This is a genomic window from Myxococcus sp. CA056 (assembly GCF_013336715.1).
GTDB classification, from domain to species: Bacteria; Myxococcota; Myxococcia; order Myxococcales; family Myxococcaceae; genus Myxococcus; species Myxococcus llanfairpwllgwyngyllgogerychwyrndrobwllllantysiliogogogochensis.
This window is the reverse complement of the sequence record NZ_JABUMT010000013.1, coordinates 194,036-209,698: the sequence shown is the minus strand read 5'-3', so window position 1 is coordinate 209,698 and position 15,663 is coordinate 194,036. Positions and strand designations below refer to the sequence as shown.

5 protein-coding genes are annotated in these 15,663 nt (G+C 69.3%); all 5 read left to right on the top strand.

Features of this window, described 5'->3' with window-relative positions:
- Positions 1–58 precede the first annotated feature (58 nt).
- The 5 genes from HUA76_RS35670 (at position 59) to HUA76_RS35650 (ending at position 15,652) form a co-directional block, all read left to right on the top strand.
- Positions 59–7,153 (top strand): polymorphic toxin-type HINT domain-containing protein, encoded by a 7,095-nt coding sequence (locus HUA76_RS35670; protein ID WP_174463366.1) that lies wholly within the window; start codon positions 59–61, stop codon positions 7,151–7,153.
- The gene (locus tag HUA76_RS35665) at positions 7,146–7,775 is read left to right on the top strand and encodes a hypothetical protein (RefSeq protein WP_174463365.1); all 630 of its coding nucleotides are present in this window, start codon (positions 7,146–7,148) and stop codon (positions 7,773–7,775) included. Before HUA76_RS35670 ends, HUA76_RS35665 begins: the two co-directional genes overlap by 8 nt.
- A 187-nt stretch (positions 7,776–7,962) precedes the next feature.
- Positions 7,963–11,652: a hypothetical protein gene (locus HUA76_RS35660; protein ID WP_174463364.1), complete on the top strand. Its 3,690-nt coding sequence runs from the start codon at positions 7,963–7,965 to the stop codon at positions 11,650–11,652.
- The gene (locus tag HUA76_RS35655; RefSeq protein WP_141641522.1) at positions 11,649–12,188 is read left to right on the top strand and encodes a DUF1318 domain-containing protein; all 540 of its coding nucleotides are present in this window, start codon (positions 11,649–11,651) and stop codon (positions 12,186–12,188) included. Before HUA76_RS35660 ends, HUA76_RS35655 begins: the two co-directional genes overlap by 4 nt.
- Positions 12,182–15,652: a PD40 domain-containing protein gene (locus HUA76_RS35650; protein ID WP_174463363.1), complete on the top strand. Its 3,471-nt coding sequence runs from the start codon at positions 12,182–12,184 to the stop codon at positions 15,650–15,652. Before HUA76_RS35655 ends, HUA76_RS35650 begins: the two co-directional genes overlap by 7 nt.
- Positions 15,653–15,663: the final 11 nt, after the last annotated feature.

Below are 15,663 nucleotides of genomic sequence, written 5' to 3'. Positions count from 1 at the left end.
CCAGACCATTCAGGCCGTAGGTCCAATCCGGGTCCAAAGGACTCGCAAGGAAGTGGCAATGAAGCGCTTCACGTCGATGCTTGTGTTGAGCGTCTCCCTGCTCCACGGCGCGGGAGGTTGTGGGTCATCCCAGCAGAGCCCTGCCCCAGAATCCGAGCTGGGACAGTCGCGAGAGCGGGTGCTCAATGATGACCCGCTCGTCATTCCTCCCTTCTCCATGATGCACACGGAGACGAAGTCCACCGGCACCACGCCAGGGCAGGTGGACGCGAACTTCAACGTCACCTCGGACGGCGCGGCGTCCTATGGCTTCCCGCTCTGGGTGCCTCAGGGCCGCGCGGGCCTGGAGCCGAAGCTGTCGCTCGGCTACCACAGCCGCGCGGGCAATGGGCTGGTGGGCGTGGGCTGGGCGGTCAATGGCTTCTCGCAGGTCATGCGCTGCCGGAAGACCTTTGCCCAGGACGGGCTGACGGCCCCGGTGCGCTTCCTCCCGGAGGACGCCTTCTGTCTGGATGGCAAGCGACTGGTGGTTGTCGCCAGCAGCGGCTCGCTCATCGAGTACCGGACGGAGGTGGAGTCGTTCTCCAAGGTGCTCGCCCACATCGATGGCACGGGGGCTCCCGACTACTTCGAGGTGTACTCGAAGGATGGTCGCATCCTGTCCTACGGGAAGCACGCCACCACCTTCTCCCGTCTGGAGGGGCAGCGGCTGAGCTTCACGACGGACCCGGCGACCGGGGTGGTGTCTCAGGGCCCCGACACCACCGTCCGGTTGAGCTGGGCGTTGTCCGAGGTCCGTGACCGCGCCGGCAATGACCTGCGCATCCGCTACGTGCTGGATGGCAACGCGAGCAGTGGCTACGAGCATGTGCCCGACCGCATCGACTACACGGGCCACACGAGCGACACCACGGACAACCTCCGCCGTCGCAGTGTGCGCTTCGTCTATCCGGTGGCGGCCCGTCCGGACTCGGAGGTGCGCTTCGTGTCGGGCTTGAAGCTGCGCGCGTCGAAGCGGCTGTCGCGCATCGAGATGTATGGGCCTGGCCTGGCCTCGACGCCCACGACGCGCAATGACGTGCTGCTTCGCGCCTACGAGCTGAGCTACCGCGTCGCCCGCGTCACCCGCAGGAGCTTGCTTGATCGCGTGTTCGAATGTGACGGCCAGGGCATCTGCCGGGACCCGGTGGAGCTCAGCTACACGGAGGGCGTGGACTGCAGCGCCAGCCCGGACAACGACTGTGATGACCCCGTCGTCCAGCTGCGTGACTTCCAGGCCGTGACGGCCACGGAGCTCGTGGGTGGCAACTACGTCCCCATCCGCGACGTCAAGACGCTGGGGGCTCCGGACGCCACCCTGGGTGGGCAGATCATTCCGGGCGTCCAGGACTTCTGGACGCTCCACACGCTGGACATCAACGGCGACGGACGGGATGACCTGCTCTACCGCCGCAACGACCAGGCCCGCATCATCTCGGACCCCGTCTATGGCAACACGGTCAGCCTGGGTGACTCTGTCTGGTACTACCGTCTGGCCGCCAGCGCGGGCGTCTTCGGCCCCCCCATCAACGCCCAGCTCCCCATGTCCAAGTCGGGCAATGGCGACGACGACCTGCGCATCGTCGACATGAACGGCGACGGCGTGTCGGAGGTCGTCGCGCTCCAGCGCGCGGACGCCAGCGGACAGAACGGCTACTACCAGTTGTATCGCTTCAACGGCTCGGCGTTCGAGCCGGCCAACATCCAGGCGGCGGAGACGTTCCAGTTCTGGTGGGAGGCCGCGACGTCCACGACCCCCGTCCGCGTCCCGGTGATGCAGGTCGCGGACATGAACGGTGACGGCCTGCCGGAGCTGTTCCGCTCCACCAAGTCCCCGCAGCCCTATGACTGGGGCTACCGGATGAACCAGGGCGGGTTCGTGCTGTCGGCGTACACGCAGGTGCCGCTGCGCTCGGGCGTGGACCACGCGGGCTACACCGTCGACGTGGACGGCGATGGCAGCACCGAGGTGCTGGTGCGCACCGCCGACACCCGCACGGACGACGACTTCTCCGCGCAGTACCTCGCGGTGGGCGTGGGGGCAGCGGCTGCATACCGGTACGCCGACGCCGGGCTGTCCGCGGTGCCGGTGGCGTCCTCGCCTTCGCTCAACTGGCGCTGGCACTACAACAGGACCTGGTTCGTGGACATCAACGGCGACGGTCTCGCGGATGCGGTGAGCAGCCGGAGGGACCGCGACACCGACTCGCACGGGACGCTCTACGGCGACCTGCTCATCTCCATCAACACGGGCAACGGCTTCATGCCGCCCGTGGCGCAGAACCTGGACGCGAGGCACGAGCTGAGCCCCTCGTGGATTCGCCCCAATCCTCGCGGCCTGGACCCCGGCGTGCGGGTGATGGACTTCGACCGCGATGGTCGGCAGGACCTGCTGGTGACGGACGCGGGGGACTACAGCGGCCGAACGGAGACCCGCGCGAAGGTGTGGGTGCTGCTGGGCCGGGATGACCACTTCGAGCCGCGGGAGCTGGACATCCCCGTGGGCCACTCGACGGGAGGCACCTCCGTCGCGAAGCCCTTCGGCTACGGGCAGCGCTTCTCCCAGGTCTTCGACGCGAACGGAGACGGCCTCGCCGACATCATCCAGGTGGAGGACGACCTCTCGGTCCCCGTGGCGCAGCAGAAGGCCTACGGCGTGCTCCGCGTGTACCTGCGCCAGGGCGAGCTGCCGGACGCGCTGACGGCCGTCCGGGTGGGCAAGCATGGCAAGGCCGTGACGGCGCGCTACCAGCACTTCCTGCAGCAGCCGGCCGCGTCGGGACAGCCGCGCATCCACACCCCCGGCACCTGCGTCTACCCGCAGCAGTGTCCGCGCAACATGTGGGTCGTCGTCGAATCGGGCGTCGACGACGGGACGCGCACCAGCAACTTCAACAAGTTCTTCTACGCCTATGAGGCCGCTCGCACGGACGTCCAGGGCCATGGCTGGCAGGGCTTCGGCAAGCGCACGCTCATCAACCGGCAGACGAACGCCACGACGGTGACCACCTATGACAACCAGTCGCGGACCAGCGGCCTGTACCTGCGCTCGTTCATTCCCGCGACGGAGGCGACGGCGCTGACGCTCGCCACGGGCGTCCGGCACGAGCACCAGCGCGGCCACCTCTACACGGTGGCGACCAGCGCGGGAGGCCGGCCCTTCCTCTACGCGAACCAGGTGACGGACGAGTATCGGGAAGGCACGGGGACGACGCTGCCCCTGACGCGCCGCAGCCGGCAGCTGCAAGCGCAGGACGCGCACGGCAACGCCACCACGACCGACCAGTTCGATGACGAGGTGCTGGCGGGGGCGCTCACCGGGCGCTCCTGGCACACCAAGACGGAGGTGCCCATCATCGACAACCTCGTGGCGAACTGGCTCATGGGCCTGCCTCGCCGGGTGGTGGTGACGAGCACCACCGCCGATCTGCGCACCCAGACGCGGGTGCTGACGCACGAGTACGACAGCCGGGGCCTGCTGCTGCAGACCGTGATGGAGCCGACGGGCGGCGCGGACGTGACGTTGACCACCCTGTACGGACGGGATGCCTTCGGACTGGTGGAGCAGGTGTCGCGCACCGGTTCGGGCACGACGCGTGTGGAGCGCACGCATTACGACGCGGTGGAGCACCTGCTTCCGGCCACCACCTTCAACGCCCAGGGGCACCGCAATCGCATGGCCTATCACCCCGGGCTTGGGATTCCGCTGGTCATCGAGGACTCCAACGGGTTGCTCACCCATCACCGCTACGACGGCTTCGGACGGCTTCGCAGCACCGTCGCGCCGTCGGGTGAGACGGAGCTCGTCAACTACGGCGCGGACTCCCTGGGCTGGCTGAAGGTCACCACGCAGGTGGTGGGCGGTCAGCAGACGGCCGTCACCGCCGACAACCTCGGCCGCGAGATTCGCCGTGACACGCGGGGCTTCGACAACCGCATCGTCACCGTGCTGAGCAGCTACGACGCGCTGGGCCGCAAGGTGAACGTGTCGAGGCCGTACTCCGGGGTGGCCCCGGTGCGCTACTCGGTGGCCACGTATGACCTGATGGACCGTCCGCTGAGCCTCACCGCGCCGGAAGGGGGCGCCGTCACCTATACGTACGACGGCCGCAAGACGACGCGCCTGGACGAGCGAAACAACAAGACGACCACGGAGTCCAACGCCATCGGTCAGCTCGTGGCCAGCAGTGCCTATGAAGCCACCGGACGGGAGCTGCGGACGACGTATGCCTTCGGCCCCTTCGGCGTGCTTCGCCAGGTGACCGACTCCGCGGGCAACTCGGTCGTGCTCGAACACGACGTGCTTGGCCGCAGGACGCAGGTGACGGACCCCGACTCGGGTGTGAGCACCACCCTCTACAACGCCTTCGGCGACCCGCGTCTGGAGACGGATGGGAAGGGCGGACAGACGGTCTATGACGAGTACGACGCGCTGGGCCGCCAGAAGCGGGTGACGACGCCGGATGGCCAGTACGCCCTGGAGTGGGACACCTCGCTCAAGGGAGCGATTACCAGCTCCACCAGCCCGGACGGTGTCACCGTCGCGCACCTCTACAACGTCAAGGGCCAACTGGAGCAGAGCACCTGGAACATCGAGGGCTCCTCCTACGCCGTCAACCGCACCTATGACGCGAACGGGCGGCTGGCCACGGTGCAGTACCCGCAGGCGGGCGCCCGGCGCCTCTCCGTGGTCCATTCCTATTCGGACTACGGCTTCCTGAAGGAGGTCCGTTCCCCCACCGAGCCCAAGGCGTACTGGACGGCGCAGGGGTACGACGACCTGGGGCAGCTCACGCAGGAGCAGTTGGGCAACGACGTGGTGACGCACCGCCGTCACGACCCCAGGGGCCGGCTGCGCTTCATCGACTCGAAGCGTGGCGCCACCGCGCTCCAGGGCCTGGCCTACGAGTGGGACCTGGAGGGCAACCTCCTCAACCGCAACGACGTGCTCTCCAGGACGACGGAGGACTTCGAGTACGACACCCTGGACCGGCTCAAGAAGTGGACCGTGTTCCAGAACTGCCGCCGCTCCGCCCTGGAGTACCACTACGACGACCTGGGCAACCTGCTGGAGCGCCGCGTGCTGGAAGGCACCGGGACGGCGACCACCAGCACGTATACCGGCCCGGGAGCGGGGCCCCACGCGGTGAAGCAGACGCAGGCGGGAGCCTACGGTTACGACGCGAACGGCAACCAGGTGAGCGCGCCGAGCCGGGCGGTGACCTACACCGCGTTCGACCTGCCCCGGCGCATCACTGGCGCGGGCCGCGAGGTGAGCTTCAAGTACGACGGTGGCCAGGGGCGCGTGCTCAAGCGCAGCAGCCTGGGCGGTGTCACGACGTACGTGGGGGGCCTCTACGAGAAGCGTCAGCAGGGCGGCCAGACGCAGCATGTCTTCCATGTGTCGGGCGGCCCGCGCACCGTCGCGCAGGTCGTCTGGACGGACGGCGGCGCGGACCAGACGCTGTACCTGCTGGGCGACCACCTGGGCTCCACCGAGCGCGTGGTGGATGCCCTGGGCAACGTGCTCGACGGGGAGCGGATGAAGTTCGAGCCCTTTGGCGCCGGACGGATGCCGCACGCGCTGCCCGTGGCGGCGTCGGTGGGAACCAGCTCGGTGAAGAAGGGCTTCACGGGACACGAGGCCGATGACGAGTTCGGCCTGGTGAACATGGGCGGGCGTATCTACGACCCGGAGACGGCGCGCTTCCTCACGCCGGACCCCTTCGTCCAGTTCCCGCATGACGGTCAGTCCTACAACCGCTACGCCTACACGCTGAACAACCCGCTCCGGTGGACGGACCCGACGGGCTTCCAGGCGCAGGGGGATGACCTGCCGGATGGAGGCGAGACGATTGTCCGGGCGCCGCGATACCAGCCGCCGAACCTGGAGGCGGGCGCGGGCGCGGCGGAGTGGGGGGGGCCTCCGGCGGAGCTGTCTCGCTCCGCGGACCAGAACGGCACCAGCAGCCTGGAGGCACAGCACAAGGCCCTGGTCCGGCAGCAGCCCGGCAACCTGCCGCGCTACATGGCCCAGCACGGTCTGTCCCAGCCCACGCTGGGGACGTACTACGGCACCGAGCACGAATGGCAGATGGCGCGGTTCGAGCACTACCGGCGCATGACAGGCGAGGTGGTGAAGGTCGGCCTGGAGTTCGTGGCCGTGGACCTGCTGACGCGCGGCGTGGGTCGGGTGGCGAAGTTCGCCTTCCGGGCCGCCATCGTCGACGGAGCCATGGCGCTGCGGATGGCTGGCTCCAGCACGACCTCCTATGCCCGGGCCATCATGTTGGGCGGAGGCTGCTTCGTCGCGGGCACACCGGTGCTCGCGCTCGCGGGGCCGGTGCCCATCGAGGAGGTCCGAGAGGGAGACTGGGTCTGGGCATGGGACGAGGAGACGCAGGAGCCCGGCTGGCACCAGGTGTCACGCACCTTCGTCAAGCCGGACCGGGCCGTGCTGCTGCTGGAGCTCATCTCCGAGGACGCCGGGTCGCTGGAGGCGCTGGGCGTCACCGCCGAGCACCCCTTCTGGGTCCAGGGCCGGGGCTGGACCCAGGCGCAGATGCTGGCGCCGGGGGACGCGCTGCAGACGGTGGCGGGCAATCCCATCCGGGTCCACTCGCTCCAGTCGCTGCCGGGGCCGGAGACCGTCTACAACTTCGAGGTCGAGCACGCGCACACCTACTTCGTGGGCGAGCTGTCCACCTGGGTCCACAACATCTCGTCGATTGCCGCCAGCCGGGTGGCCCTCAACGAGCTGCCCGAGAGCGTCCTGTACCGCATCTCCAAGGGCGGTTTCGGCAGTCCCAGGAATCCGCGCCCGCCCACGCTCGCGGAGTTCAATCCCCGAATCTACGAGCTGTCCGCCGGGGAGCTGTCGGGGCGCATCGCCACGCGACTGCACCCGACGAATGACATCCAGCGCGGGGGCATCCTGAAGATGAGCAACGACGACCTGATCATGTTCCGGCTCGACGACCCCATCAGCGCCAGCGGGGCGAAGGGTGGATTGAGCCTGTCGGGTGGCCACCACCGGACGGAGGAAATCATCCGGCGCGTGCAGAGTGGTGAAATGGACCCTGGAACCATGGTCAAAGTCCTGCTTCATGACTGACCTCGCCTCACTGAAGAACGGCGCGGAGGCCGAGCTGCTGGGGGCCCGTGATTCGGGCCACCTGGACGACCTCCGCGCGCGGATCGCTGATTGGCCGCCCGCGCTCAGGGCGGCCTATGGCCCGGTTCTGGTCGCACTGGGAAGCCCGCCCCTGTCCGAGGAAGGTGGGGTGCGGGGCCTTCCCGGGGCGTCGGAGCGCCAGGGCGCGTGCAGGTTGGCGTTGCTGGCGATGTACGTGGACACGGGCACTCCGCGCTGGTCCAGCGGGATGCTCGACAAGGTCCTCGACGCGGTGCTCGCCGTTCCCGGGGGCACCTGCGATGACTTCCTGCTGGCGCTGTGGCGGATGTGTGACGTGCCCTCGTTTCCGCTCACCGTGGTGGGCGTCCGGTTCATCCGTGATGTCGTCCGCGCCCTGCTGACCCGACAGCGCCGAGGGATGCCCGTCGACCTGCGGTGGCTGACGCCGCTCGGAACGGGGCTGACGCCGGCGCGGGCGTGCTTCAGCTACCTGGTGCTCGCCCTGAAGCCGGAGTGGTTCACGGATGCGCTGGAGCAGTCCTTCCGGGGCGCGGTGAAGGACCCAGAGGTCCTGGAGGAAGTCTTCCCTCCGGGGCCCTGAATCCCTCGCGGCAGGGGCTCTTCCACGAAGGTGCGGGACCGTACGGCCGTGCACCATCTCCGCGCTCCGCCCCTGGGGCCCGCCAGCGGCCCTCCCTGCCTCCCCGCGCCCGCTCGCCTGCCCGCAACGGGTGCTCGACTTCGCCCAGGCTCCCCGAGATGATGGCCGCTCGCCCTCATCGAGCACCATGGAATCCCCCAGAGCTGAAAGGCCTCGTCGGCGGTGGGCTCGAATCGTCGCGGGCGCGCTCCTGCTGCTCATCGTGCTCCCCGCGCTCGCGCTGCTCACGGCGTGGGTGGTGCTGCACAACCTCGACCGCCCCTGGGTGAAGCAGCGCCTCCTCCCCAGGGTGGAAGCGGCCACGGGGTTGCAACTGGACTACCAGACGGCCCACGTCGCCATCCTGTCGGGGCTGCGACTCGAAGGATTGGTGGTGCGGACGCCGGCGCCGTTTCAAGGCCTGGCGCCCGAGCTGCTGCGCGTCGGCACGCTGGAGGCGCGGTGGTCGCCGGGCTCGCTCCTCGGTGGGAAGACCCTGGTGGAGCGGGTGGCCCTGCGGGACGTGACCGTCGTCCTGGTGGCTGACGACGCGGGACCCACGTCCCTCACGCTCCTGACGCAGCCCGAGGCAACCCCGGAGCCACTGCCCGCTGAAGCGCCCCTCGGAACCTCCCAGCAGCTCGCTTCCTTCCTGGCTTCGGCGCCTCCCGTCGCGAAGGTCGAGGTATCGGGCGTGTCGGTGACCTACGTCCGCGTCCGGAGCGGCGAGGTCGTGGACCGCTGGTCCTTGCGCGGGCTCGCGGCCGTGCTCGACCTGAAGGAACAGGACGGAAGATGGAAGGTCTTCGCGAACCTGGGCGCGGCTGGTGCTCCGCTTCCCCTGGAGTTGAGCCGTGAAGGCCCCGCCGCTCCCACGGGGGTGGCCGCGCTGGAGCTGGCCCTGTCGGTGGAGGCAGGGGCCGAGGCCGCTCGCGCCCAGGTGGACCTGGAGGTCACGCGGCAGACCTTCGATTCACGGTTCACCGTTCGCACCCTGCTGCACGGCGCGGTGTCGGCGCGGTTCGATGCCGAGAAGCGGCACAGCATCATCGAGTTGGAGCGCACGCGACTGACCGACAGCGCGCAGGTGGAAGTCCTGGCGGTGCTGCCGGATGCGGCGGACGTGCCCGTGGTCGTGACGCGGGCCCTGGCGGATGTGGACCTCGGACGGTTGTCGCAGGCGGTTCCCTCCGAGTGGCGACCCGCCACCCTCGAACGCGGCAAGGCGCACCTGGATGCGCGGGACGTCACGCTGGGCGCGATGCCGACCCTGGGCACCCAGGGCAAGCTCGGGCTCGACGTCGACGTCACCTCGCTCCGGATGGCCCAGGACGCGCTTCACGTGGCGCTCGGAGATGGACGCGTCTCCCTGGTCGCGACGCCCGATTCGAAGCAGGGGTTGTCCGCTCAACTCACCTTCGCGCTGCGGGGGCTGGCGGTCGACGGGCCCACCACGTTGCGAGTCCCGAAGGCCCACGGCGAGCTGAAGGGACACCAACTGCGGCCGGAGCCCTCGTCTCCGCTCATGGTCGCGGGGGACGCGACGCTGTCCGCCACGGTGGATGCGCTGGACGTCCGTTCCTCGGGTGTCCAAGCGAAGGCCGAACGGATGGGCTTCCAGCTCCGAGCCCCGTTGGCCAAAGAGCCGCCCTTCGCGTTGAGCGCGGACCTGCCCGTGGGCGCGCTCCAGGTCGTCATGGCGGATGGCCGCGAGGTGCTGAACGGCCCCGTGCACCTGAAGCTGGACGCGTCGGAGGTGTTCCCGCTGCCCGACGAGCCGGGGCGCAGCCGGGCCCGTGCCCGCGTGACGCTCGATGTCGGCGCGGTGCACGCGTCCCTGGATGCCACCAAGGGAACGGACGACGTGGCGTACACCCTGGCCCTCAAGACGCCGGACCTCGTCATCGCGCGGCCCTTCATCCCCAACGACATCGCCGCGCGTCTGGGCTGGAAGGACCTGGGCGTGGACCTGACGTCCAAGGGCACGGTGATGGCGCTCTTTTCTCCCTCGCCTCGCCTGGACCACCGGACGGAGCTGCGCGTGCAGCGGCCGGTCTGGGACGACGTGACGGCCAGCAACATCGCCCTCGTGCTCAACTCGCGGGGAGATGCGTGGCGACACAAGGGCGAACTGGACGCGCGGGTCGAAGGGCTGCGCGCCGGTGAGCTCGAGGTGGGGACCCAGCACCAGTTCATGACCCTGGACCTGGACCGCCGGAAGCCGGCGCTCCGGTTGGTCGTCACCAGCAAGGAAGGGCTCAAGGGCGGGGCGGATGTCGCGCTGTCCTTCGACCGGAAGGCCCGTGCGCTTCGCGGCGATGTGACGGCGGACCTTCCGCCCCTGGGTCCCCTGTCAAAGCTCCTGGCCCGGTTCCATGTGCCCGCGGCGGTGGATGCCTCGAAGTTCGCGCTGAAGCTCGACGTGCACGGCACCCTGTTCGGCGTCTTCAAGGACATCACCTCCGAGGGAGAGGTGCGGCTGATGCCTCCTCCGCTGCGGGGCGTGGGCTTCGAGGGGAAGGCCGTGGTGGACGCGCTCGGCATCCGCTGGCGAGAGGATGCCCTCTCCATCAACCTTCCCGCGGCGCGCTGGGTCGTCGAGTCGCGCATCGATGGACCTCGCCGGAGCGTCCACGGCGACCTGACCGCGGAGAAGCTCACGGTCGGCCTGCGGGACCGTCGGTTCACCTTCGCGGACCTGTCCCACGACGCCACCTTCACCTTCTCCGACCAGTGGGAGGCGGACGAAATCGAGGTGAAGCAGAACCTGAAGGCGCGCACGCTCGAGCAGAAGCCGGCGCTGCCCTATCCGGTGCAGGACCTGACGTTGTCGTTCACCGCGCGCCGCAAGGCCTCGGGCGTCATCCATGTCCCCGACCTGTTCCTGTCCAATGGTGGGACGAGCACCGAGCTCAAGGTGAGAGGCAGGCTGGACCTCAGCGAGGAGCGCCGACGCCTGGCGCTGCGGGGACAACTGTCGCAGGACCTGTCCAAGCTCGCTCAGCCCGGTCGCCTGGAGAGCAGCGGCAAGGTCGCGGTCGAGTTCCGGGTGGCGTCTCCCGACCTCGTGGCCTTCCGGACCTTCTCCAGCCTGCTGTTCCAGAACGTGAATGTCCGATTGCCCGAGCAGGGAATCGCCGTCGAGGCGCTCGACGGCAACGTCCCGCTCACGGAGAACTTCCAGTTCACCGAGGGCCAGGTGCGGCTCCTGGACGACATCGACGTGAACCCGTACCCGATGCTGCGGTTCGCCGACCAGCACCCCTTGCTGTCGCGCAGCGGGTTCGTGTCGGTGGCCCGCATCACCACGCCGCAGGTCTCCATCTCACCGCTGGCGGGCAACCTGGCCATCAACCAGCACGTGGTCTCCATGACCCAATTGGAGATGGGCGTGCGCGGCGGGCGCATCACCGGACAGTGGCTCCTGGACTGGCAGGGAAAGCAGTCGACGCTGGAGGCGCGCGTGCGGGCCACCGGCGTGAAGTCCTCGCACGGCGAGCCCTTCGACGGAAATGCCGCCATGGTCATCTCCGCCAAGGACCGCAGCATCAACGGCCGCGCGGAAATCCTGCGCATCGGCAACCGGCACCTGCTCGACCTGCTCGACCTGGAGGACCCTCGCCACGTGGACCCCGCCACCAACCGGGTCCGCTATGCCTTGAGCCTGGGCTATCCGGAGCACGTGCGAGTGAGCTTCAACCACGGCTTTGGCAGCCTGAGCATCACCATGGGCGGTCTGGCCAAGCTGCTCAGCATCAACGACATCCGGGGCATTCCCATGGGGCCCATCGTCGATCAGCTCATCAAATCCGTTCCCTCCCTGGAGGCCACGCCATGAAACACCGCGGGTTGCTGCTGGTGGCCGCGCTGGCCGCTCCCGGGTGCATCAGCGCCCCGGAAATCGTCATGGTGGACCGCGCGACGGCGCTCGAGGAGCAGGCCTCGGGCTCGTTCAAGGACGTGGAGCAGCGGCTCGCGCGCGCGGGCATGAGTCCGACGCCGGTGCCGCTCACGCCCAACCAACTGGAGGAGCTGGGCATCCAGCCCACGCCCCTGGTGGAGAACCTGGGCAGGACACAGGCGGACCGCGTGGACGAGCTGCTGCGGCGCCACTGCGTGGGCGAGGGGAAGGACGGGCTCCTCGTCGACACCCGTCGTCGCTGTCAGGCGGGGCGTCTGACGTCCGACGACGTCGCGCTGATGGAGCGGGTGAACCGGTCCCGGCTCCAGCTCTGGAAGTGGATGCGGACCGTGCGCCCGGCGGTGACAGAAGAGGCGCTGCGCCAGAGCTGGCATCAGATGCACGCGGAGGGCGTGGTCTGTGGTGGCTGGGTGGAGGCCGCTGACGGTACCTGGGGAGAGAAGAAGTGCTGACGCCCCAGGGGCGGTGCTTGCTGGTGCTGGCCCTGCTCGTCGCGAGCGGCGCGAGCGCGCAGGATGACGAGAACGACGGCGGTGTGCGCATGCCGACACGGCTCACCGTGGGCGTGGGTGACCAGTTCCTCGGGCAGTTGGGGCCCGATGAGAACACGTTGATCTTCGCGTCCAACCGCAACATCGCGACCGAGCTCTACACGCAAGACCTGGAGAAGGGCCGCGAGCGCCGCCTCTTCGACGAAGGCGCCGAGGTGACGTGGCCGCGCGTCAGCCCCGACGGGAAACAGCTGCTCTACATCTCGTTCCGGAATCAGGCCGGCGGCCAGTTGTGTGTGAGGGATTTGCCCGGCACGGAGGAGCGCCGCTGCCTCGACGAGGAGGCCAACGCGCTGCAGGCGGAGTGGATTGATTCGTCACACATCGCGCTGGTGAGCCGGGCCACCATCCAGGGGGACCTGCGGTTGTCGCGAGTGGAGCTGGGGCGCGAGTGGAGCGTCAAGACGCTGCTCGAGCGCAACCTGACCAGTCCCACGCTCACGCCCGATGGGCGCTGGCTGGTGTACGTCCCCGTCGAGCGCTCCGTGACGCAGGTGGGCCCTGGCTTCGCCGCGCGCGCCGCCACCCACCTGGAGGCGCTGCGGTTGGACGTCCCAGGCGCGACTCCCATCGCGATGGACCTGGACCTGCCGGGGCAGACCGGGCAGCCGGTGTTCTCGCGCGATGGGCGCTTCCTGTACGTGGTGCAGTTCTTCACCGACTCCACCGGGGACGGGATGATTGATGCCAGCGACACCGGGGTGCTGTTCCGGGTGCCGTTCGAGGTGGAGCGCGACGACGCGCCCGCGCTGGCCGCCGCCGCCAGTCCGACCCAGCTCACCAGCGCGTCCTGGAACTGCCAGTACCCCGCGCCCGCGTCCGCGTCCCTCATCGCGACCTGTTCACGCGCGCAGTCGCTGGATGTGTATCAACTGCCACTGGATGGGCAGGTCCCCAGCACGTGGGAGGTGCCTCAGCTCAACGAGGAGCTGAAGATGGTCGGCAGGCGCGCCGACCAGCTCCTGCTCTACCGCCACCGCCTGTTGCTCGAGGCTCGGCCCAAGGTGCGCCGTTTGTTGATGATGCGCTTGAGCCGGCTCCATCTGGACTCCGAGGACTTTGGCGCGGCGGAGTTCTACGCCGACCAGATGCGGCGGGTGAGTGACCCCGCCACCACGGGCCTGGAGGAGCCGCTGCGAATCCTCATCGACCACCGGCGCGCGCTGAAGGAGCGCGAGCGCGGTCGCATGGTGGAGGAGCTGAGCGACGCGGAACGCAAACGCATGGCCGCGCTGGCGCCCGCCGTCGCGCCCAGTCCGCCCACCGAGGTCCTCCAGCACGTCGTGCGCAGTGAGCTGGCGGAGTCCGCGGGGGACTTCTCGCTGGCACGTCAGGAGCTGGAGTCGGCCCAGGCGCGGATTGTCGACACCACGCCCCGCGGGGTGCTGGAGGCCTGGTACTCCCAGGCGGACGCGCTGTACCGCAAGCTCGATGACCGGGAGGCCCTGGTCGAAGCGGGACGCCGGCTCTCCATGCACAAGGTCTTCCCGGCGGATGACCAGCTGGACTTCGCGCGCGCCGCCGTCAGCGCCCTGTACCGGGGGCGCCCCTATGCGGAGGCGGATGCCGCCATGGCCCAGGCCCTGGACTCCGCCCCGGCTGGCTCCGCCTACGCGTTCGCCCTGGAGCTGGGGCGACACGTCAACGCGGTGCACGACGAGCGGCCTCCTCGCCCCGTGAGGGATGCGTTGATGGCGTTCTACCGTCAGCAGCAGGACCCCTTGCGCCGACGCGCGGTGGTGCAGGACGCGGTCGAGCGTGCGTCGGGGCTCGGCGCGGACGGCGTGCTGGAGGCCCTGGCGACGGTGTACGTCGACGACGCCCCTCCCGGCACCGAGGAGCGTCGCCGGGCCGAGCGGCTGTTCCGCCGCGCGCTGATGGGCCGCGCCTATCGCCGGTTGGCGAGGCAGCGAAAGGACGAGGCCCGCGCCGACTTCGACCTCGTGACGAAGCGGACGGGCTTTCTGGAGAGCGCAGTCGAATCGGTGAGCTTGCGCCTGCGCGCCGACGTCAGCCCCGAGGTCGTGGAGAAGGAGGTCACCACCACGTCCCCAAGCATGGCCAGGCCGCTCACGCACTTCGTGAAGGCCTACGTCATGGCGCGCCAGCTCCCCAAGCTGGATGACAAGGCCCATTCCCTGGCGGTGAAGGCGGCCGTGCAGGAGCTGCGCCTGGCGTGGCCGGAGCTCAAGAACCAGCGCGCGGTGCAGGCCCTCCTGGGCGCCATTCACCACGAGGACTTCCTGCGCAGCCGCGCCCCCGCCGCCGCCGAGCGAGCCAACCGGCACTACATGGTCGCCCTGGACCTGATGCGCAACAACGTCCGCTACAAGGCGATGATTCTCGGGGCGTTGGGGATGCTGCACACCCAGGTGGGCAACTACCACATCGCCCTGGGCTACCTCGACCAGCGGGACAAGCTGCCCTACGTGGACAACTGGGCGGGGCTGGCCGTCTCCCTGGCGCGGGCGCGAGTGCTCCTGCATGTCGGGCGTGACGAGGAGGCCGCGAAGGCGGCGGACCAGGCCCTGGCCATGGTGGATGCCACCCCGAGGCTTGCCCGGTTCACCCCGCTCGCGGTGGACCGCGCGGCGCTCTACAACCTCGCTGCTGGCAAGTTCGAGCGTGCGTTGGCGCTCTATGACCGAGAGCTGCCCATCGTTGAAGCGAGCGCTCGTGACGAGGAAGGGCTGCGCAACCGGCTGGTGGTGAGGCTGGCCCGCTGCGCCTCGTCGCTGGGGATGGGCCAGCCCGAGCGGACGTTGGCGGACCTGGACCAGGTGGAGCGCGACCTGTCAGCTCCGGAGGTGAGGGCCTCGCTGAAGTGGGCACGCTCCACGCCGGAGCACGTGCTGCGCGCCTATCGCATCATCGTCGCGGGCCTGCGTGCGAACGCGGAGACGCGGCTCGGGCGACTGGATGCCGCCGCCCGTTCGCTCGAACAGCGGCGAGAGCTGTTCCTGGAGCAGTTCGACCAGTTGGATCGGGATGAGGACGTCCGCGCGGTGACGCTGGCGGAGATGCGGCTGGCCGAGAATGCCGTGGACCGACAGGACCCGGCGCTGGCGGCCCGGTGGCTGGGCAAGGCGCTGGAGCACGCGGATGCGCTGGTGGCGCGCACCCATGCACCCGTCGATGCGGGTCAACTGGACGTGCTCTGGTTCGCGGCGCAGTTGCAGGCGAATGGGAGCACACGGATGCCCTTCGATGTGCCCGAGCGCCTGGGCAAGGCGCGGCGCTCCCTCATCGACCAGCGCGACCCGTCCTGGCGCGCGTATCTGGCGTGGTTCGAAATCTACATGGCGCTCAACGCCCACCCGCCCACGGAGGTCCGCGACGCACAGGTGGTGCCCGCCCAGCCGTAATCGGCGCCCCC